This window comes from Shinella granuli, assembly GCF_004341885.1.
GTDB lineage: Bacteria > Pseudomonadota > Alphaproteobacteria > Rhizobiales > Rhizobiaceae > Shinella > Shinella granuli.
This window is the reverse complement of sequence record NZ_SLVX01000038.1, coordinates 1-18,532: the sequence shown is the minus strand read 5'-3', so window position 1 is coordinate 18,532 and position 18,532 is coordinate 1. Positions and strand designations below refer to the sequence as shown.

Here is an 18,532-nt window from a genome sequence, read left to right as displayed (position 1 = left end):
ACCATGGTCGTCTCTCTCATCGCAACGCTGACGGCCCGCCCGGAAATGCGAGAGGAGCTTTTACGCCTTCTCACCGATCAGGTCGGGCCCACGCGCGCCGAACATGGCTGCATGGACTACAACCTGCATATCGATGCCAGCGATCCCTGCATCTTCGTTTTCTACGAGAACTGGATAGATGAGGATGCTTTTCAAGCACATCTGCAAATGCCGCATTTGCAGCCGTTGTTAAGTCAATCGGACACGTTGTTATCTAGGCCCATCGAGATACAGCGACTTCTCAGGTTGAGCGATCGACGCTGAACCTCGCGCATCTCGAAGTGCGAGATAGACTTGAACACATGGTATGGAGACCAGTGGCATGAAGACGATCAAGGGTCCAGCCCTGTTTCTCGCGCAGTTCGCCGGCGACGCGGTGCCGTTCAATTCCTGGAAGTCCATCACCAAATGGGCAGCCGACATTGGCTACCAGGGCGTGCAGGTTCCCTCCTGGGATGCTCGGCTGATCGACCTCAAGAAGGCAGCGACCTCGAAGGACTACTGCGACGAATTCGCAGGCATCGCCCGGGAAAACGGCGTCGAGATCACCGAACTCTCCACGCATCTCCAGGGTCAGTTGGTGGCGGTCCATCCCGCTTATGACGAACCCTTCGACGGCTTCGCCGCACCGGAGGTGCGTGGCAATCCCAAGGCGCGCCAGGAATGGGCCGTCGAGCAGGTCAAGCTCTGCCTAACCGCTTCGAAAAATCTCGGCCTCGACGCGATGGCGACCTTCTCGGGCGCTCTCGCGTGGCCCTTCCTCTATCCCTGGCCGCAGCGCCCGGCCGGCTTGGTTGAAGCCGCCTTCGACGAACTGGCCCGCCGCTGGACGCCGATCCTGGATTTTGCCGATGAGCAGGGCGTCGATGTCTGCTACGAGATCCATCCCGGCGAAGACCTGCATGACGGCATCACTTTCGAGATGTTCCTGGAGCGCGTGAAGAACCATGCGCGCGCGAACATGCTCTACGATCCCTCGCATTACGTGCTGCAATGCCTGGACTATCTGGATAACATCGACATCTACAAAGAGCGCATTCGGATGTTCCACGTCAAGGACGCGGAGTTCAATCCGACCGGTCGCCAGGGCGTCTATGGCGGCTATCAGGGCTGGGTGAACCGCGCCGGCCGCTTCCGGTCGCTGGGCGATGGCCAGGTCGATTTCGGCGCTGTCTTCTCCAAGATGGCCGCCAATGATTTCGCTGGCTGGGCGGTGGTCGAATGGGAATGCGCGCTGACGCATCCCGAAGACGGCGCCCGCGAAGGCGCGAAATTCGTCAAAGCCCATATCATCCGCGTCACCGAGAAGGCGTTCGATGATTTCGCCGGCGCCGGCACGGATGACGCCGCTAACCGCCGCATGCTGGGCATCTGAGGGGATCAGACATGGCTATCGAAGGAAGCACGGAAAAGCGCGAAGCCCGCATTCGCTTGGGCATGGTCGGCGGCGGGTCGGGCGCCTTTATCGGCGCGGTGCATCGCATCGCCGCCCGCATCGACGATCATTACGAACTGGTGGCCGGGGCCCTGTCCTCTACGCCGGAAAAATCCCGCCAGTCGGGCGCCGAACTCGGCCTCGCATCGGACCGCATCTATGACGACTTCCGGTCGATGGCGATCCGCGAGGCCAAGATCAAGAACGGCATCGAGGCCGTCTCGATCGTCACGCCCAATCACATGCACTACCCGGCGGCCAAGGAATTCCTGCGCCGCGGCATTCATGTGATATGCGACAAGCCGCTCACCTCCAACCTCGCCGACGCCAAGAAGCTCCTGAAGGTCGCCCAGGAATCGGACGCGCTGTTCATCCTCACCCACAATTATACCGGCTACCCAATGATCCGGCATGCGCGGGAAATGGTGAAGTCGGGCGAACTGGGCGAGATCCGGCTGGTGCAGATGGAATATCCGCAGGACTGGCTGGCCGAGCCGATCGAAGAGTCCGGCCAGAAGCAGTCGGCCTGGCGCACGGATCCCAAGCAGTCCGGCGCGGGCGGCTCCACCGGCGATATCGGCACCCACGCCTATAATCTCGGCTGCTTCGTCTCGGGCCTCGAACTCGAAGAACTCGCCGCCGACGTCCACACTTTCGTGCCCGGCCGCGCGCTCGACGACAACGCCCATGTGATGATGCGCTTCAAGGGCGGCGCCAAGGGTATACTCTGGTGCAGCCAGGTGGCGACTGGCAATGAAAATGCGCTAAAGGTCCGCGTCTACGGCACCAAGGCCGGCATCGAATGGTCGCAGCAGGACCCCAACTATCTCTGGGTCGCCGAACTCGGCAAGGCGAAGCAACTGATCACCCGCAACGGCGCCGGCGCCAATGCCGCCGCAGGCCGCGTCAGCCGCATTCCGGGCGGCCACCCGGAAGGCTATCTCGAAGGCTTCGCCACCATCTACACCGAAGCCGCCCGCGCCATTATCGCCAAGCGAAAGGGCGAAAAAGTGGAACCCGACGTGCTCTATCCAAGCGTCCAGGACGGCGTGAAGGGGGTGGCTTTCGTCGAGGCCTGCATCGCCTCGTCCAAGCGCAATGGCGCTTGGGTCAAGGCTTGATTCGAGTAGACCCCAAAGTGGGAGACGTTTAGGGAGCTCGGCCTAGACTCATATCGTCTTGATCCATATGCGAGAGCGATGTCATGCAAGTCGACGACGAGGGATTCCTACGCTTGTGTCGCATCAAAGCCGCGGCTACGGAAGGGGCGCATTCTCATTCAGGGCTCAAATTGAGTCTTTGCTACTGAGAGTTTAAAGTTCCATAATTATGCCTTACCCCGCAAATGGTTGTAGGGGCTATTTCGTAATGCGACAGTTGGGCCAGTTACAGATGCGACAGTCTCGCCTCTTGATGCACTGGTCAACGCCAACGTCGGGAGCAAGGATGACGACTTCGAGCTTGGTCGAGACCATGAGCTGTCGGAGTCGTCATGTCCTTGTTGATCACCATGTCGCAGAAAGAATTGCATCGCCTCGAAGTCATTCAAAAGATCCGTGACAATCGGCTTGGCGTTGTCCAGGGAGCCGAGTTGCTCGACCTCAGTCGAAGTCAGGTGCATCGGCTGCTGCAGGCCTATGAACCGCCCCGGCTTTGCCGGAGACCCCAACTCGTGAGAAGTAGGGTCTATGACAAGCAAAACGACGAACAAATTTTCTCCTGAAGTCCGTGCCCGCGCCGTTCGAATGGTGGCAGAACACGAGGCCGAGCATCCGTCCCGCTGGGCTGCGGTTTCTTCGATAGCAGCCAAGATCGGTTGCTCGGCGCATACCCTTCATGAATGGGTGAAGAAGGCCGAGGTCGACAGCGGCAAGCGTGCCGGTTTGCCGAGTGACGTCGCCGAGAAGATGAAGGCTCTGGAACGGGAGAACCGGGAGCTTCGTCAGGCGAATGAGATTCTACGCAAAGCCTCGGCGTATTTTGCCCAGGCGGAGCTCGACCGCCCACTGAAGCGATGATTTCCTTCATCGACGAACACCGCTCGGTGCTCGGGGTCGAGCCGATCTGCAGATTGCTGCCGATTGCCCCGTCCACCTATTATGAAGTTATTGCCAAGCGCACGGATGTGGGTCGCCTGTCGGCCCGCGCCCGGCGCGACATGGCCATGAAGGTCGAGATACGCCGGGTGTTCAACGAGAACTTCCAGGTCTACGGCGTGCGGAAAGTTTGGCGTCAGTTGCAGCGAGAAGGCTTCGACGTCGCACGCTGCACCGTCGCAAGGCTCATGAGAAAGATGGGTCTTCAAGGCATCATTCGCGGCAAGCCAGTCAAAACCACCTTGTCGGACAAGTCTGCCCCGTGTCCGCTCGACCGTGTCAACCGACACTTCAAGGCTCCAGCGCCGAATATGCTGTGGTTATCCGATTTCACCTATGTCGCGACCTGGCAGGGCTTCGTCTACGTGGCCTTCGTCATTGACGCCTTCGCCCGCCGCATCGTCGGTTGGCGGGCAAGCCGGACTGCTCATGCGGGCTTTGTGCTCGATGCCCTCGACCAGGCACTTCATGATCGGCGGCCCGTCAAACGTGGCGGACTGGTTCATCATTCCGACCGCGGATCGCAAGGTGGATTCAATCGGTCGTCGCAACACTCCAATCATGGAGGTGTTCATGGGACGACCTGCGGGATGGATGCAGGAGTTGACGGGGCGAGGAGTAATGCGCTCGCCAGGTGCACCGTCGCTTCGTCGTGAGATCGAACGACAGTTCTGGGAAAAGATCGCGACCGGGATCACCAGTGAGAAGGCCGCGGAGGCGGTCGGGGTGTCGCAAGTTGTCGGCACCCGCTGGTTCCGTCATCGTGGCGGGATGCCATTGTTCATGTCGAGACCCATATCCGGGAGATACTTGTCGTTCACCGAGCGAGAGGAGATCGGACTTCTGTGGGCCCAACGCGTCGGGGTGCGAGAGATCGCCCGCCGTATCGGGCGTAGCCCGTCCTCGGTCTCGCGAGAGCTGAGACGAAACGCTGCAACGCGTGGCGGGAAGCTCGAATATCGAGCTTCGGTCGCACAATGGAAGGCGGAACTGGTGGCCAGAAGACCAAAGCCGGCGAAGCTGGTGACGAACCCACGTTTGCAACACTACGTCCAAGACCGTTTGGCTGGTAAGATCCAAGCCCCTGACGGCCGTGAGATTGCAGGCCCTCAGCAGGCACCGTTCAAGGGGCGCAACAAGCCACATCGCGGTGACAGGCAATGGGTTAATGGGTGGTCGCCCGAACAGATTGCCAATCGGCTGCAGATCGACTTCCCGGAGGACAAATCGATGCGCATCTCACACGAAGCCATCTATCAGGCCCTCTACATCCAACATCGCGGTGCTCTCGAACGCAAGTTCGTCGGCTGCCTGCGCCGCGGCCGGGCGTTGCGTATCCCGCGGGCCAGAGCTCAGGCCAAGGCATGGGCACACGTCAGCGACGCAGTGATGATCACCAAACGCCCCGCAGAAGTAGAAGACCGTGGGGTGCCCGGACATTGGGAGGGTGACCTGATCATCGGTTTGAACCGGTCCGCAATCGGAACCCTGGTCGAGCGTTCGACTCGCTTTACCAGCTTGGTCCATCTGCCTCGTCAGAAGGGTTACGGTCTGGTTCAACGCACGAAGAACGGCCCGGCGCTGGCTGGCTATGGGGCCATCGCCATGGCCAATGCGCTCAAGGACACCATGAAGCCTCTGCCTGCCCGACTGCGGCGGTCATTGACCTGGGACCGTGGGAAGGAGCTATCCGACCATGCTCGGTTCACGAGCGAGACCGGGGTGAAGGTCTTCTTCGCAGCTCCCCGCAGTCCGTGGCAACGCGGTACGAACGAGAACACCAACGGCCTTTTGCGGCAATACTTCCCGAAGGGCACCGACCTGTCGCGCTGGACTGCCCAAGAGATTCAAGCCGTAGCACACACTCTGAACAACAGGCCCCGAAAAACCCTTGCCTGGAAGACACCAACTGAAGCCTTGAACGAATATCTGAAATCTGGACAATAACCCAGTGTTGCGACGACCGGTTGAATCCGCCCAATACGTGTCTATTCGCTATTCCGAACGGCTGGCAGAAGCGGGCATCGAGCCGTCGGTCGGAAGTGTTGGCGATTCCTACGACAACGCTCTCGCTGAAACGATCAACGGTCTTTACAAGGCCGAGGTCATCCATCGGCGAGGACCGTGGCGAAACTTCGAAGCCGTGGAGTTCGCCACGCTCGAATGGGTCGACTGGTTCAACAACCGCCGCCTGCTTGAGCCCATCGGGAATATCCCGCCCGCAGAGGCAGAAGAACGATACTATGCCATGCTGGACGCGCCAGCCATGGCCGCATAACTTAAACCAAACGGTCTCCGGCAAAGCCGGGGCGGTTCAGACGTTTTTGCCTGACGAGATCAAGGAACAATTCAACCGCGTCTTTCTCTTGCTCGAAGTGATGAAGCTTTAGCTGGCCTCTGGTGCCGATGCGTCCCCAACGCCGCATAAGACAGGCCTCTCCGAAGAGGGTCGGCTCGATCGATATGGCATAGAAGCGTGCCATATTCTTCTCAGCATCCGTGCGTTCGATATAGAGGTGATAGGGCTGGGCGATCATGGTGAGAGGATCGCGCAATCGGGCCCATGCGTCCAACGACAGTTGTGAATCGATGGTCGCGGAACGATTCAGTTTTGTGAAGTATGGACAGAAGGAGCATTGGGCGGTCCGCCTTTGGCGTACGGCTCTATTCGCTGAAGCGAACGAAGCCCAACTGTGGTCTTCGCCGATCCCGGTAACGATCCTCCCGCGATAGCCGACTGCCATTGATCAGTATCCCAGGTAACCGAGAATATCGGCGCCACAATAGTCGGCTTGCTCGTCTGGATGAACGATGAGATCACCGGTCGTGACATCCACCAAAGCGCTATCGCTTTCGCGAACGATGGCCTCAATTTGATGGACGCGGCATTCTTCGATGGCCTCTTCTACCGTGACCTGTGCCTCGCAGGCTTACCAATATCTCATCGCCCGGCCTCCGGATTTGGGTTCTCCCTCAGACCTTGATTTCCAATGGTCCACGGTTTCCATGGAAGCGGTTATCGCCAACGCAGGACTTCATGTCGGCTCGCCGGAACCACATCGCGCGACCGCATCGAAGCGGCGCATTTCCCCCGGTGAACACAATCTGCTCATCGGCACGCATTCGCAGGACTTCGTGCGGCTGGATCAATGGTCGGCTGGCAAGTTGCTTTGATCGGGTTCGTGACGAACCCCTCGCCTGAAAGCTGCGGCTGACCTGGTCGATCTCGACTGTCGTTGTTCCACAACGCCGGGAGATATAGTCCGCGGTCTCCGGATCGTTGATCGCTGAGAAACTGATCCAGCTCGCGCTTTCGAACCACTTGCTGGTGGCGTCGCGTCCGCCATAGGTTTCGCGCATCTGGCCGATCGACTGATAGATCATGAGAAGCGTGATCCCGTACTTTCGGCCGGCATCGCGTGCCGTCTCAAGGATCCTCATGAAACCCAGGCGAGCGACCTCGTCGAGAAGGAACAGAGCGCGTCCCGGCATCGCCCCGTCACGATTATAGATGGCGTTCAGGAATGAGCCGATGATCACCCGCGCCAGACCTCCGTGGGTTTCCAGCGTTTTGAGATCCAGTGCGACGAACACGTCGGTCGTTCCCGACGCGATGTCATCGGTCGAAAAGGTCGAACCGGACACGAGACCGGCATAGTTCGGATAGCTCAGCCAATGTGTTTCTTTGATCGCATTGGCATAGACACCGGAAAATGTCTCCGGCGTCATGTTCACGAACGCTGCCACGTTCTCCTTCACAAAATCGGACTCGGAGTTGTCGTAGATTTCCTGAAGCCGCGCGCGCAGCTTCGGCTCCGGTTCCGAGAGGTTCATGCGCACTGTCCGCAGCGTTTGATCCTTTTTTTCCGTATGACCGGAGAGGCAGACATCGGCGATGATCGCCGTCAGCAGCTGCAAGCCGGATGCACGAAAGAAATCGTCCCGTACGCCGCTGGCGCGGCCGCTTTCGCTCATGATCCACGAGGCGACCGCAGCGATATCCTCTTCCTTCGTCCCGCCATGCTGACCGATCCAGTCCAGGGCATTGAACCCGATATCGGGATCTTTCGGGTCGAGCACGATTACATCACGGCCGGCCTTAATCCGGTGCGCCTTGACCATCGGCGCCACCTCATTGGATGGATCAAGTACGATCAACGTGCCGCCCCATTTCAGCGCCGTGGGAATCGTGACCGACGTTGTCTTGAAACCCCCGGAGCCGGCGAACACGATGCCATGTGACGATCCGAACGAACCGTCGAAGCAGAGCAGCGGTGACTTGCCCCCGGCGCCCCATGTTTCAGGCAGATCGGCCCGGAACGAGAGTGCCGCTGTGCTATCGCGATCGACACGATATCGCTCGCCGATGACGATGCCGCCACCCTCTGCGAACAGCTTCCCTGCTTCCGGCAGTTTCATCCATTCTGCCTCGCCATGCAGCGCACGTTTACCCTGGATTCGTTTCGGCTCGGAACGCGAGAATGCCGCGTTGCCGATCACCGCTACCCGCAGCGCGAAGATGCCGGAGAAGAGAGCTGCCGCAGCACCTGTCATTGTTGCCGGATCGATATAAGACAGGATCGACCGGACCGCTGGCAACTCTCCGGCAAATTGCGAAAGCCGTATTCCTTCCCGAACGATGGCGAGTGCAATGACGGCCACCGATCCCGCCAGGCCGCCCCACCCTGCGGTCTTGATATTGACCGATCCCTGGGCACTGAGGAGAAAGATCAGCCCGATCGCAGCGCTCGCGATATAGGGCAGCGACAGTCCAATTCGGCCGAGGGTCAATTTCGCCTCTGCCGTTTTTCCGAACGTCGCAAGCCATTGTTCGATCCCCGGCAACGCGAGGGCGATGGCAATCATCATCAGCGGCGGGACAACGGCGAGCAGGATCCTAGTCGCTGTCATTGCCGAATGCCTCCGCGCCAATTGCGGTCAGACGGGATCGCTCCGCCTCATCGTCCTTGATCCTCGTCTTCGCTTCGATCAACAGACCGAGCAACAGCGTGCGTTTCTCATAGCGCAACCCGGCTTTGACGATCAGGCCGCCCAACTCGATCTTCTCGCGAGCGTCCTTCTTTCTGGCCTCTGCTGTGGTCAGTCGCTGCATCCGCTCAAGCCTCGCCAGCCTGGCCCGCAACCGCGCCAGCACTGAGCGACGTGGCCGGCAATGTTCCGGTCGCTCCAGCGGCACTCTTTTCTTTTCCGTTCGATCCGGCTTTGGTTCCGCGAAACCGCTTCGCCACGTCCTCGAACGCCGCCTGAAGGTCGGCGTCGTCGATTTCGATCTCTCCAAGTCCGGCCTTCAGCGCAATGCGGCCGATGCGTTCGGCGTCACGCGTTTCCGCCTGCTTCAGCTGTTCCTGCAAGCGGGCAAGTTCTTCGCGGATTTTGGACGTTGGCTTCTTCATCGGGATGCAATCTCCAGTGATATCCGTGGAATGATGGCGGAGAGTCCCCGATTTTTTCCCGGCAGGACAGGTACAAATTTGTACCTCGCCAAAGCGTCAGCATTTGGCGAATGATCCCGCCGCTCGACAAGAGCGGATCCAAGGGCGCAATTATACGTCGCTGACGCGACGTTCTGCTTTTGCCCCTAGCGGGGCCACCTCTTGCGATCAACCTGTTGATTTCGTTCGTAAGAAGGAACGTTCCACCCGTGGCCGTCCCGCATTTTTCAGTCAGCATCGTCGCCCGTGGCTCTGGCCGCAGCGCCGTGCTGTCTGCGGCCTACCGGCACTGCGCCAGGATGGACTACGAGCGGGAAGCACGCACAATCGACTACACAGGCAAGCAGGGTCTGCTGCACGAGGAGTTCGTGATCCCTGCCGATGCGCCAGACTGGCTACGCGTCATGATTGCCGATCGATCGGTCTCGGGAGCCTCGGAAGCGTTCTGGAACAAGGTGGAAGTGTTCGAGAAGCGGGTCGATGCCCAGCTTGCCAAGGATGTGACCATCGCGCTGCCGATCGAGCTATCCTCCGAGCAGAACATCGCGCTGATGCGAGACTTCGTTGCCGAGCATATCACGTCGAAGGGTATGGTCGCGGACTGGGTCTATCACGATGCACCCGGCAACCCGCATGTCCACCTGATGACGACATTGCGGCCTCTGAGCGGGGACGGGTTCGGTGCCAAGAAGGTCGCTGTTCTTGGACCAGACGGCCAGCCCATTCGCAATGACACTGGCAAAATCATCTATGAACTCTGGGCGGGTGGCACCGAGGACTTCAATTCCTTTCGTGATGGATGGTTTGCTTGTCTGAACCGGTGCCTGGTGCTTGCCGGGCTGGATATCCGCATCGATGGCCGATCCTTCGAAAAGCAGGGTATCGACCTGACCCCGACCATTCATATCGGGGTCGGCGCCACCGCCATCGAGCGAAAATCGGAAACGGAAAACGGGCTGGCGACAGCCGGGTCACGGAAGCTCGAGCGGATCGAATTGCAGGAAGAGCGGCGCGCGGAGAATGTCCGGCGCATCCAGCGCAATCCCGGCATCGTGCTTGATCTCATCACTCGGGAGAAGAGCGTTTTCGACAACCAGGACGTGGCGAAAGTCCTCCATCGCTATGTCGACGACGCGGCTCTCTTCCAGAGCCTGATGGCGCGGATCATGCAGCATCTGGACGTGCTGCGTCTCGACCGTGAGCGTATCGACTTTACCTCCGGTGTCAGGACGCCCGCGAGGTATACGACGCGCGAGATGATCCGCCTTGAGGCTGAGATGGCAAACCGGTCGATATGGCTGTCCCAGCGATCATCGCATGGCGTCCGCCAGAAGATCATCGGGGCGGTGTTCGAGCGCCATGAGCGCCTCACGGATGAGCAGAAAACGGCCATCGAGCATGTTGCAGGTCCTGAGCGGATTGCAGCCGTGATCGGCCGCGCCGGCGCCGGCAAGACCACGATGATGAAGGCGGCGCGCGAGGCCTGGGAAGCGGCCGGCTATCGTGTCGTTGGCGCCGCCCTGGCGGGGAAGGCGGCCGAAGGGCTGGAAAAGGAAGCGGGTATTCTTTCCCGTACATTATCCTCCTGGGAACTGCGCTGGGCCCAAGGTCGCGACCATCTCAATGACAAGACCGTTATGGTTTTGGACGAAGCCGGCATGGTCTCTTCGAAACAGATGGCGCAGCTTGTTGAAGAGGCAACGGTGCGCGGGACAAAGCTCGTTCTCATCGGTGATCCCGAACAGCTGCAGCCGATCGAGGCAGGTGCCGCCTTCCGCGCCATCGCTGATCGCATCGGCTACGCCGAACTCGAAACCATCTATCGCCAGCACGAGCAATGGATGCGCGACGCTTCTCTCGATCTCGCCCGCGGCAACATCGCCAAGGCTGTCGAGTCCTACAGCGCAAACGGTCGGATGATGGGATCGACCTTGAAGTCACAAGCCGTCGAAAACCTTATCTCCGATTGGAACCGCGAGTACGATCCGACCCGGTCCTCGCTGATCCTCGCACACCTTCGCCGCGACGTCAGGATGCTCAACGAGCTGGCGCGCGCCAAGCTGGTGGAGCGCGGCCTTGTCGATGGCGGTCACGCCTTCAAGACGGAAGACGGTATTCGTCATTTTGCCGCCGGCGATCGGATCGTCTTCCTCAAAAATGAAAGCTCACTTGGCGTCAAGAACGGCATGCTGGCCAAGGTCGTGGAGGCCGCCCCGGGGCGTATCGTTGCCGAAATTGGTGAAGGCGAACATCGCAAAGCTATCAGCGTAGAGCAGCGGTTCTACAACAATGTTGATCATGGATATGCGACCACGATCCATAAGAGCCAGGGCGCGACCGTCGACAGGGTCAAGGTTCTGGCCTCGCTATCCCTCGACCGTCACCTGACTTATGTGGCGATGACCCGTCATCGCGAGGATCTCGGCGTCTATTATGGCTCGCGGTCCTTCGCCAAGGGGGGTGGCCTTGCCGAGCTTCTATCGCGCAAGAACTCCAAGGAAACGACGCTCGATTACGAGAAGGGCGCCTTCTATCGCGCGGCCCTTCGCTTCGCCGACGCGCGCGGCCTGCATCTGGTCAATGTCGCACGCACCCTCGTTCGCGACCGCCTCGACTGGACCGTTCGCCAGAAACAGAAGCTCGTCAATCTCACCGCCCGGCTGGCGACGATCGGCGCACAGCTCGGTCTCAAGCGCTCGAATACCCAAGTGACCCCGAAACCCGTCATGGAGGCAAGGCCGATGGTATCAGGCATCACAACGTTCCCGAAATCGATCGACCAGGCCGTTGAGGATCGCTTGGCCGCCGATCCGGGGTTGAAGAAGCAATGGCAGGAGGTCACGACACGCTTTACCCAGGTCTTCGCTGAGCCGGAGACCGCGTTCAAGGCTGTCAATGTCGACGCCATGCTGAAGGATCCGGCAAGAGCGCAGACAACGCTTGCGAAGATCGCAGCAGAGCCGGAAAGGTTTGGAGCGCTCAAAGGCAAGACCGGCATCTTCACCGGAGCGAATGAGAAGGCAGCGCGCGACACGGCGCTTGTCAACGCGCCTGCCTTGGCGCGAAACCTCGAGCGGTATGTAACGGCGCGCGTCGAGGCGGAGCGCAAGCATGAAGCGCAAGAGCGGGCAATCCGTCTCAAGGTCTCCATCGACATCCCTGCCCTCTCGCCATCGGCCAAGCAAACGCTTGAGCGGATCCGCGATGCGATCGATCGCAACGATCTTCCCGCCGGTCTCGAATATGCGCTGGCCGACAGAAACGTGAAGGCTGAGCTTGAAGGCTTTGCCAAGGCTGTGTCCGAGCGTTTCGGAGAACGCAGCCTGCTGCCGATCTCGGCAAAAGTTGCAAACGGCGAGACCTTTCACAAATTGACGGCCGGGATGAACCCTTCGCAGAAAAGCGAAGTGCAGTCGGCCTGGAACAGCATGCGCACTGTGCAGCAACTCGCCGCGCACGAGCGCACCACGCTGGCATTGAAGCAGGCTGAAACAACGCGGCAAACCCAGACCAAGGGGCTCTCCCTCAAATGATTATGATGATGCGTGAAGGTTGGACGATGCCTCGTCAACGACGCCGCGCCTGCGTCACGATATCCGTGGCCGCTGGCATGATTGGCGTCCTCTTTGCTGCCGGTTGGAGTGGTGGTCTGCGCATCAACACGACGCGGAGTGAGCCGCTCGGCCTCTGGCGCATCGTTACGCTCACCCGCCCGGTCCTGCCCGGCGAAACAGTTTTCGTCTGCCCGCCTGACAATGCCGCCATGCGCGAGGCGAGGCAGCGTGGCTATCTCCGCCCGGGACTTTGCCCCGGCGGGTTTGGGCCGCTGATAAAGACTGTCATCGCGGTGGCGGGACAGCGCGTGGACGTCACCGATCACATCGCAGTTGACCGCGTACCGATCCCCGGCTCCCGCATCATGGAGAAGGACGGACAGGGGCGATCTCTTCGGCACGGTCAAAGCGGAATGGTGCGAGCCGGAGAGGTGTATCTGCACTCCGACTTCATCGGCTCATGGGATTCCCGATATTTCGGGCCGGTGCCTGTGTCAGGCGTGCTCGGTCTGGCGCAAGAGGTGTTGACCTATGCGCCGTGAGATCGTGATCACGGCCGTTCTCGTCCCCCTTGCCGTCGTCGTCGGGGCGATCGGCTGGAGCGGCCAGGCGCCGCTGCTGCCAGCGGCAACCTTCTTCCCGCTTCTGTGGGCCCGATCACCGACGCGGATCGCAGCGGCCCTCGTCGCGGCCGGCTATTTCCTGGCGGCGTCGCGAGGATTGCCGTCGGGCGCCGCACAGTTCTTTTCCGCCGACCTCTGGGTTGGCCTCCTCTTCTGGGTCGCGGCGGCATCGTCCTTCGTTGCCGTCCATGCGGTATTCTGGACAGTACGGTCGGGCTGGATAAAAGCGGTGCGATATCTCCTCATCTTCGCTCTTACCGGTCTGCCTCCGCTCGGCATCACGGGTTGGGCCCATCCGCTGACGGCGGCGGGAATTCTGTTTCCGGGATGGGGATGGTGGGGGCTTCTCGTGTTGATAGCCGGTCTGATCTGTCTCGTAACCCGGATCGGGCCGGCTATCGCCATTGCCCTGTCAGGTCTATGGCTTTGGTCCGCCGCATCGGAGACACATCAGATTCTACCGGAGGGGTGGCGTGGTGTCGACCTTGAAATGGGCGCAAGTCTCGGCCGCGATCAATCCCTTCAACGTCAACGTGACGTGGTGACGACTGTTCGGAAGGCTGCCGGAACACGAGAGACCGTCGTCGTGCTTCCCGAGAGCACACTGGGCTTTTGGACGCCAACGCTTGAACGTTTCTGGCGGAATGAGCTGCAAGGAACCCACGTGACTGTGGTCGCCGGCGCGGCGGTCGTCGATGCGGTTGGCTACGACAACGTCATGGTGGCCATCGATGCGCATGGGGGGCGTGTCCTCTATCGCGAGCGCATGCCTGTGCCGGTTTCGATGTGGCGTCCATGGGAGCGATGGACAGGAGAGACTGGCGGCGCCCGCGCCAACCTCTTGGCCAATCCTGTCGTCGAGGTCGCGGGCCGAAAGATCGCGCCTCTTATCTGCTACGAGCAGCTCGTCCTGTGGCCCATTCTCCAGTCGATGCTACACCGACCTGACGCGATCGTTTTAATCGGCAATGGCTGGTGGACGACGGGTGGCAACATCGTCGCCATCCAGCGCGCTAGCGCCAAAGCCTGGTCCGCTCTGTTCGGCGTTCCCCTTGTGATTTCCTTCAATACCTAAACTTTGGAGCCTTCGTCATGGATGCTGCCTTTATCGCGGAATGCGCCGATCTCTCCCTGAAACCCGCCATCGTCGAGCAGTTCGTAGCCGCTGTCGGTCCTGGCGATCCCCTGGCTGTCACGGTCAAATCCGGAGGGCGGCTCATCCTTGTACCAAAACCGAAGACCCCAGACGAGGCAATGGAGGTCATACGCCAGTATGTCGGACAGGCCGTCGTGCGTGTGGGCCTGACACAGTTCCCGGCGGGTGTCGGCGTGAAGGACGCGTCCGCGCTGAAACCAGATCTGGTTGACCCATGCGAAAATCTTCGCATGGGGACGAGGATGTTTTCAAAGATCATGCGCATCGTTTCAAAGTGGTATGGCAACCCAACGAGCAGTGAGGTGCTTCCGCAGATCTTCGAAGATGCCGTTTACGCCTGGAACACCGGCCAGTTCGAAGGTGAAAGCGTGTTTCAGGCGGAGGATCCAGGTGGTACAATCGTCGATCGGAAGGAAGTTTCTTCGGATGCCGCAGACAAACCTGCTGATGCCACCGCCTCCCAGAGCGAAGGGGAGCCCTCAGACGAAAAGGAGGTTGGAACCGCGGGAATTCGGGTCGATCTGTCCCGGATCGGCGGGCAGTAACGCCCAAACACTGCAATCCGGCGGTGTATTCGTGACACTGAGCTCGTCAAGGCCATCCACCGAACTTGGAGTTCGGGCGTCAAGATAGCCCGGCGCGGACACTTATGCCTACCGTGCCGCGACTTCGATATCGGTGTGTATGAAGTCATCTCCCTTGAACAGCAAAGGCGCCGAAAGGCTTTTGGCGAGCGCGTATGCGGCACAGTCGGCAAGGTTAAGCCTAGCCTTCGCATCGATGCCCTTGCCGTACTTTCCGAAGGCCTCTGAAGCTCTTCGAGCCTGCTCCTCATCAAAGGGCAGGATCTGGACGCCGTTGTCTGTCAGAAAGAGCCAGAGGATTCGCTCACCCTCCGGCCCTCTACGGCGACGTAGAACGACCGCACATTCATGGGCGTTGACGGCCGACATCGTGAGATCGTCGGCATCCTGAATTACGCGAGCATAAAGAGCACTGTCGTCTTCCCGTTCGAGGATGGCGACTACTGCGGAGGAATCGACGACGATCATTGTTCGTTCAGGTCGTCGAGAATCTCTTTCGGCGACGATGGGTCAAACAGCGGCAGGGCCGAGACCTTTTCGCCGACGGCCATCATCTGCTCGACGGTCATGCGGTTGCGAACAGGCAAATCAGTGGAAACGCCAAGCGCCGCAGCCTCACGTTCGAGCGCCGCGCGAATAAGATCATCCGGTCTACGGCCCACACGGGCCGCAACCTTTCGGGCAAGCTGTTCGGTATCGTGTGTAAGCTGCAACATGGTCTCTCTCTAATGACAGTCCAGATATAGGACATTTTTAAAGACAATAACAGGTGGATGGACCGCACTGTCTGAAAAGTGAGGTCGGTCGGTCGACACCCCGACACGTTTTCCGCGAATAAACAAATTCCGAGGTTTTCAATCTCGCGGAAACGATTTAGAAAACCATTCCGTGATGGTCAACTTATGCGATTGAATATGCTTCATTCTTTACCAGGTCACTGTTCGCGCGCGTCGCGGTCCCTCTGACTGCCGACGCATTTCGCCACCGCGCAACGGGTGCGATTTACAGGGAGAGTATGGATGTCAAACTGGGTCGAGAAACTGCTGGATATCACCGTGATCGGAAACGATCAGTCCATGGTGAAGGGCGCCCTGGCCAATCTGGCTGATCGGTTCGATTTTGTGGGCTATGCCTTCGTAAACATTCGTCCCGGGCAGACCTATGCGGTCTCCAACTACGATATCGACTGGCAGAAAATCTATGACACGCTGGACTACCGGTTCATCGATCCGGTCATGCGGCAGGCCCAGCTTATAAGGCGCGCTTTCGCCTGGTCTGGCGAAGCCGACAAGAGCTCGCTGTCAAAAGAGCAGAAAAACTTCTTTTCGAAAGCCGCTGATTTTAACATTCGCTCGGGCGTTTCCATCCCGGTCGCCACCGCCAACGGTGCGATGTCCATGCTGACCTTTGCATCGGCGAAGCCTTCGCTTGCCAGTGATATGGAGATCGATGCGATTATGGCTGCCTCAGCGGTCGCCCAGCTTCATACGCGTCTTGAGCACATGCGGGTCACGCCCTCCATCGAGGAAAAGATCGTCTTGACGCCGAAGCAGGTGAACTACATTCGCTGGCTGTCGCTTGGCAAAACGGTCGAGGTGATCGCTGAACTGGAGCAGGCAAAGTATGCTGGCGTCCGCTCTGCGATTGACGATGTCAGAACGCGCTACAATCTGGCCAATCATGCGCAGGTGGTGGCTTTGGCTATACGACGCGGCCTGATTTAGGCTGATCTGGCGGGTCAGGCCTTGGGCGTATAGCCCAGAATGTGCAGGAGGGTGGTCAGCGCCGACATTTGCGCGTGCATCCTGATGGTTGCTTCGAGATAGGCAATATGGGTATCGCTAACAAGCTCCTTGCCGGCTTTAACGTCAGCCGGCAGTTCATTGAACAGATTTTCTGCCCGCTCCAATAGATCCCGATGTTCGCGGATTGCATCGATCGTGAGACGCTCAACGAGCGGTGACGGAAGCCCATGCAAGAGCCCTATCAGCGGCTTCAGATCGACTGCCTCGCCATTCAATCGGTCGTCGGCGTCCATGTTCAACTCCCAAAACAGGAATGCGCGGTGCGCCCCCGCATAGTTCCTGACCCCTGGCGATCGGGGAGTTAGTAACCGAGCATGCGCCGGCCCATAGACCTTTAGTTCCGAGGAACCTGGACATACGTCCATGGCTCCCCGACCATAGGTCGAGGAATTCGGCGCCCTAACGGCGGACGCCAAACCGGCATGCGTCGGGTTACTAAGCCCGGAGGCAGCGCGTACTGCCTCACCAGCGCTTATAGCGACCTAACCTCATCCGCGCCACCGCAGATTTGTTGGCGTCCGAGGTCGGCTCGCGGCCAGCGATTGAAGAAGGAGCCTAGAGTCGCTGTCGTTTTGGTGTCCAAACTGAAACGAAGGATCGTCCAATCGTCGAACTAAATTAACCTCCGCATAGCAATGCCTATCCTCGCCGGGAAGTTGCGTTTGAACCGAGAAAGCAATCAGGTTACGGCACAATCCCATGAAGTTCTGCATCGCTGCCGAACTCCTTTGGCTGATCATTCGATCTCTAAGGCCGATTGTCAGCCCGCAGTGCTTAGGAAGCGTATATTGACAGGACTTCTCGCCGATTTTTCTGACGTCAAGGAGCGCCTTGCAAAGGCGGGCGCGGTGACCGAAGCACTCCATTTGATACAGTCGGTTTATCGCGTCGATTTCATAACCTACCACCTTGCTTCGACGGTGATCGGTGATTTTGATGCTCCGTTCGTACGCACGACCTACCCGGATGCGTGGGTATCCACCTATCTGTTGAAGGGCTATGTCACCATCGATCCTGTCGCGCGGGAGGGCTTTTTGCGCCAGCTGCCATTCGATTGGCGAGAACTCGACGTCACGCCCGAGATGCTGATGTTTCTGGAAGACGCAATACGCCATGGGATCGGCCGTTTTGGTTTTTCCATCCCGATATCGGATAAAGCCGGCCGTCGCGCCATCCTCTCTTTGAATTCGAACGCCTCCGCCGAAGACTGGGAGGATCTGGTCAGTGCTCATCGGAGTGAATGGGGCGATCTCGCGTATCTCGTCCACCAGATGGCAGTGTTCGAGCTACATGGAGCGAGCGATCCGATCCCGGTCTTGAGTCCGCGGGAACGTGAGTGCCTCTACTGGAGCGCGCTCGGCAAGGATTACAAGGATATCGCGCTTATTCTCGGCCTTTCGCATCACACGACCCGCAGCTACATCAAGTCGGCGAGGACAAAACTCGGTTGCGCCACGATCTCGGCGGCGGCCACTCTTGCCCTGAAGCTACGCGTGATCACGATATGAGCCGACCGCCCGCCAGTCTTTGACAATACCCGCATATGGGTCTGACCATATGCGGGAATATCTGGCTCCTCTGCCAAGCGGCATCTTCCAGCCAAGATCAACAGCTGGAGATAAACCTTGTTCATTCTGGTTCAAGCGCATCAATACACCCGTTATCAGGCTCTCATGGATCAGGCATTTCGCCGTATCCATCCGGCGAAGGCCGCGGGGTTTATGATTTCGGCTCGTCTGCCATGATGGTTTGATGACTTCCGGGTCACATTGCTCGTCGACGAGGAA

Annotated in this window: 18 protein-coding genes, 3 pseudogenes and 1 other annotated feature; of the genes and pseudogenes, 13 read left to right on the top strand and 8 right to left on the bottom strand. The window is 59.3% G+C overall.

Annotated features, from left to right (window positions below; all coding sequences use genetic code 11):
- Positions 1-3: 3 nt before the first annotated feature.
- The 7 genes and pseudogenes from EV665_RS29575 to EV665_RS29540 all read left to right on the top strand — a co-directional run.
- The gene (locus EV665_RS29575; RefSeq protein WP_133036892.1) at positions 4-303 is read left to right on the top strand and encodes a putative quinol monooxygenase; all 300 of its coding nucleotides are present in this window, start codon (positions 4-6) and stop codon (positions 301-303) included.
- 58 nt (positions 304-361) lie between these two features.
- Positions 362-1,414 carry a sugar phosphate isomerase/epimerase family protein gene (locus EV665_RS29570; protein ID WP_133036891.1) on the top strand — a complete coding sequence of 351 codons (1,053 nt, stop codon included), beginning with the start codon at positions 362-364 and terminating at the stop codon, positions 1,412-1,414.
- Between the two features lie 11 nt (positions 1,415-1,425).
- On the top strand, positions 1,426-2,595 hold the full coding sequence (locus EV665_RS29565; RefSeq protein WP_133036890.1) for a Gfo/Idh/MocA family protein: 1,170 nt from the start codon (positions 1,426-1,428) through the stop codon (positions 2,593-2,595).
- 371 nt (positions 2,596-2,966) lie between these two features.
- Positions 2,967-3,117 (top strand): annotated as a pseudogene (locus EV665_RS29555) (ISNCY family transposase); the annotation flags it as partial.
- A gap of 102 nt (positions 3,118-3,219) precedes the next feature.
- Positions 3,220-4,098 (top strand): annotated as a pseudogene (locus EV665_RS29550) (IS3 family transposase); the annotation flags it as partial.
- Positions 3,447-3,563 (top strand) — a sequence feature (AL1L pseudoknot). It overlaps the preceding pseudogene by 117 nt.
- A gap of 66 nt (positions 4,099-4,164) precedes the next feature.
- Entirely contained in the window at positions 4,165-5,517 is a 1,353-nt protein-coding gene (locus EV665_RS29545) for an IS30 family transposase (RefSeq protein WP_133036901.1), read from the top strand.
- Between the two features lie 28 nt (positions 5,518-5,545).
- A pseudogene (locus EV665_RS29540) lies at positions 5,546-5,848 on the top strand (integrase core domain-containing protein); the annotation flags it as partial.
- Position 5,849: 1 nt separating this feature from the next.
- Here EV665_RS29540 and EV665_RS33220 read toward each other — a convergent pair.
- The 4 genes from EV665_RS33220 to traC all read right to left on the bottom strand — a co-directional run bounded on the left by EV665_RS33220 (position 5,850) and on the right by traC (position 8,984).
- The gene (locus EV665_RS33220) at positions 5,850-6,314 is read right to left on the bottom strand and encodes a WGR domain-containing protein (protein ID WP_342636245.1); all 465 of its coding nucleotides are present in this window, start codon (positions 6,312-6,314) and stop codon (positions 5,850-5,852) included.
- A gap of 229 nt (positions 6,315-6,543) precedes the next feature.
- The gene (traG, locus tag EV665_RS29525; RefSeq protein WP_133036888.1) at positions 6,544-8,481 is read right to left on the bottom strand and encodes a Ti-type conjugative transfer system protein TraG; all 1,938 of its coding nucleotides are present in this window, start codon (positions 8,479-8,481) and stop codon (positions 6,544-6,546) included.
- Positions 8,468-8,683 carry a type IV conjugative transfer system coupling protein TraD gene (gene traD / locus EV665_RS29520; protein WP_133036887.1) on the bottom strand — a complete coding sequence of 72 codons (216 nt, stop codon included), beginning with the start codon at positions 8,681-8,683 and terminating at the stop codon, positions 8,468-8,470. The genes traG and traD overlap by 14 nt, the downstream gene beginning before the upstream one ends.
- A gap of 4 nt (positions 8,684-8,687) precedes the next feature.
- Complete coding sequence (traC, locus tag EV665_RS29515) at positions 8,688-8,984, bottom strand: conjugal transfer protein TraC (RefSeq protein ID WP_018326255.1); 297 nt, start codon at positions 8,982-8,984, stop codon at positions 8,688-8,690.
- Between the two features lie 248 nt (positions 8,985-9,232).
- On the opposite strand from traC, the gene traA reads away from it, so the two are divergent.
- The 4 genes from traA to EV665_RS29495 are packed head-to-tail and all read left to right on the top strand — an operon-like array spanning position 9,233 to position 14,901.
- A complete protein-coding gene (traA, locus tag EV665_RS29510) occupies positions 9,233-12,556 on the top strand; it encodes a Ti-type conjugative transfer relaxase TraA (RefSeq protein WP_133036886.1) in 3,324 nt (1,107 codons plus the stop codon).
- On the top strand, positions 12,553-13,119 hold the full coding sequence (traF, locus tag EV665_RS29505; RefSeq protein ID WP_018326253.1) for a conjugative transfer signal peptidase TraF: 567 nt from the start codon (positions 12,553-12,555) through the stop codon (positions 13,117-13,119). Before traA ends, traF begins: the two co-directional genes overlap by 4 nt.
- Positions 13,109-14,275, top strand: a complete 1,167-nt coding sequence (locus tag EV665_RS29500) for a conjugal transfer protein TraB (protein ID WP_133036885.1) — start codon at positions 13,109-13,111, stop codon at positions 14,273-14,275. The genes traF and EV665_RS29500 overlap by 11 nt, the downstream gene beginning before the upstream one ends.
- Before the next feature lie 17 nt (positions 14,276-14,292).
- Positions 14,293-14,901, top strand: coding sequence for a TraH family protein (locus EV665_RS29495; protein WP_133036884.1), 609 nt, complete (start codon positions 14,293-14,295; stop codon positions 14,899-14,901).
- Between the two features lie 108 nt (positions 14,902-15,009).
- Here EV665_RS29495 and EV665_RS29490 read toward each other — a convergent pair whose 3' ends face one another.
- Both EV665_RS29490 and EV665_RS29485 read right to left on the bottom strand, forming a co-directional pair.
- Positions 15,010-15,408, bottom strand: coding sequence for a type II toxin-antitoxin system VapC family toxin (locus EV665_RS29490; RefSeq protein ID WP_018326250.1), 399 nt, complete (start codon positions 15,406-15,408; stop codon positions 15,010-15,012).
- A complete protein-coding gene (locus EV665_RS29485; protein WP_018326249.1) occupies positions 15,405-15,656 on the bottom strand; it encodes a hypothetical protein in 252 nt (83 codons plus the stop codon). The genes EV665_RS29490 and EV665_RS29485 overlap by 4 nt, the downstream gene beginning before the upstream one ends.
- A gap of 303 nt (positions 15,657-15,959) precedes the next feature.
- On the opposite strand from EV665_RS29485, the gene traR reads away from it, so the two are divergent.
- Positions 15,960-16,664: an autoinducer-binding transcriptional regulator TraR gene (gene traR / locus EV665_RS29480; protein ID WP_015647751.1), complete on the top strand. Its 705-nt coding sequence runs from the start codon at positions 15,960-15,962 to the stop codon at positions 16,662-16,664.
- 14 nt (positions 16,665-16,678) lie between these two features.
- Here traR and EV665_RS29475 read toward each other — a convergent pair whose 3' ends face one another.
- Positions 16,679-16,978 carry a transcriptional repressor TraM gene (locus tag EV665_RS29475; protein ID WP_133036883.1) on the bottom strand — a complete coding sequence of 100 codons (300 nt, stop codon included), beginning with the start codon at positions 16,976-16,978 and terminating at the stop codon, positions 16,679-16,681.
- 555 nt (positions 16,979-17,533) lie between these two features.
- Between EV665_RS29475 and EV665_RS29470 the strand changes: the two genes are divergently transcribed.
- The gene (locus EV665_RS29470) at positions 17,534-18,253 is read left to right on the top strand and encodes a helix-turn-helix transcriptional regulator (protein ID WP_380688510.1); all 720 of its coding nucleotides are present in this window, start codon (positions 17,534-17,536) and stop codon (positions 18,251-18,253) included.
- On the opposite strand, the gene EV665_RS32715 is transcribed toward EV665_RS29470, so the two are convergent.
- Positions 18,233-18,532: hypothetical protein (locus EV665_RS32715; protein WP_210234702.1), on the bottom strand; the 300-nt coding region annotated here is incomplete at its 5' end. The genes EV665_RS29470 and EV665_RS32715 overlap by 21 nt on opposite strands.

Excerpts from the sequence above, each read along its gene's own strand:
- EV665_RS29575 (WP_133036892.1), top strand. The coding sequence starts at position 4 with ATGGTCGTCTCTCTCATCGCAACGCTGACGGCCCGCCCGGAAATGCGA.
- EV665_RS29570 (WP_133036891.1), top strand. The coding sequence starts at position 362 with ATGAAGACGATCAAGGGTCCAGCCCTGTTTCTCGCGCAGTTCGCCGGC.
- EV665_RS29565 (WP_133036890.1), top strand. The coding sequence starts at position 1,426 with ATGGCTATCGAAGGAAGCACGGAAAAGCGCGAAGCCCGCATTCGCTTG.
- EV665_RS29545 (WP_133036901.1), top strand. The coding sequence starts at position 4,165 with ATGCAGGAGTTGACGGGGCGAGGAGTAATGCGCTCGCCAGGTGCACCG.
- EV665_RS33220 (WP_342636245.1), bottom strand. The coding sequence starts at position 6,314 with ATGGCAGTCGGCTATCGCGGGAGGATCGTTACCGGGATCGGCGAAGAC.
- traG (WP_133036888.1), bottom strand. The coding sequence starts at position 8,481 with ATGACAGCGACTAGGATCCTGCTCGCCGTTGTCCCGCCGCTGATGATG.
- traD (WP_133036887.1), bottom strand. The coding sequence starts at position 8,683 with ATGCAGCGACTGACCACAGCAGAGGCCAGAAAGAAGGACGCTCGCGAG.
- traC (WP_018326255.1), bottom strand. The coding sequence starts at position 8,984 with ATGAAGAAGCCAACGTCCAAAATCCGCGAAGAACTTGCCCGCTTGCAG.
- traF (WP_018326253.1), top strand. The coding sequence starts at position 12,553 with ATGATTATGATGATGCGTGAAGGTTGGACGATGCCTCGTCAACGACGC.
- EV665_RS29500 (WP_133036885.1), top strand. The coding sequence starts at position 13,109 with ATGCGCCGTGAGATCGTGATCACGGCCGTTCTCGTCCCCCTTGCCGTC.
- EV665_RS29495 (WP_133036884.1), top strand. The coding sequence starts at position 14,293 with ATGGATGCTGCCTTTATCGCGGAATGCGCCGATCTCTCCCTGAAACCC.
- EV665_RS29490 (WP_018326250.1), bottom strand. The coding sequence starts at position 15,408 with ATGATCGTCGTCGATTCCTCCGCAGTAGTCGCCATCCTCGAACGGGAA.
- EV665_RS29485 (WP_018326249.1), bottom strand. The coding sequence starts at position 15,656 with ATGTTGCAGCTTACACACGATACCGAACAGCTTGCCCGAAAGGTTGCG.
- traR (WP_015647751.1), top strand. The coding sequence starts at position 15,960 with ATGTCAAACTGGGTCGAGAAACTGCTGGATATCACCGTGATCGGAAAC.
- EV665_RS29475 (WP_133036883.1), bottom strand. The coding sequence starts at position 16,978 with ATGGACGCCGACGACCGATTGAATGGCGAGGCAGTCGATCTGAAGCCG.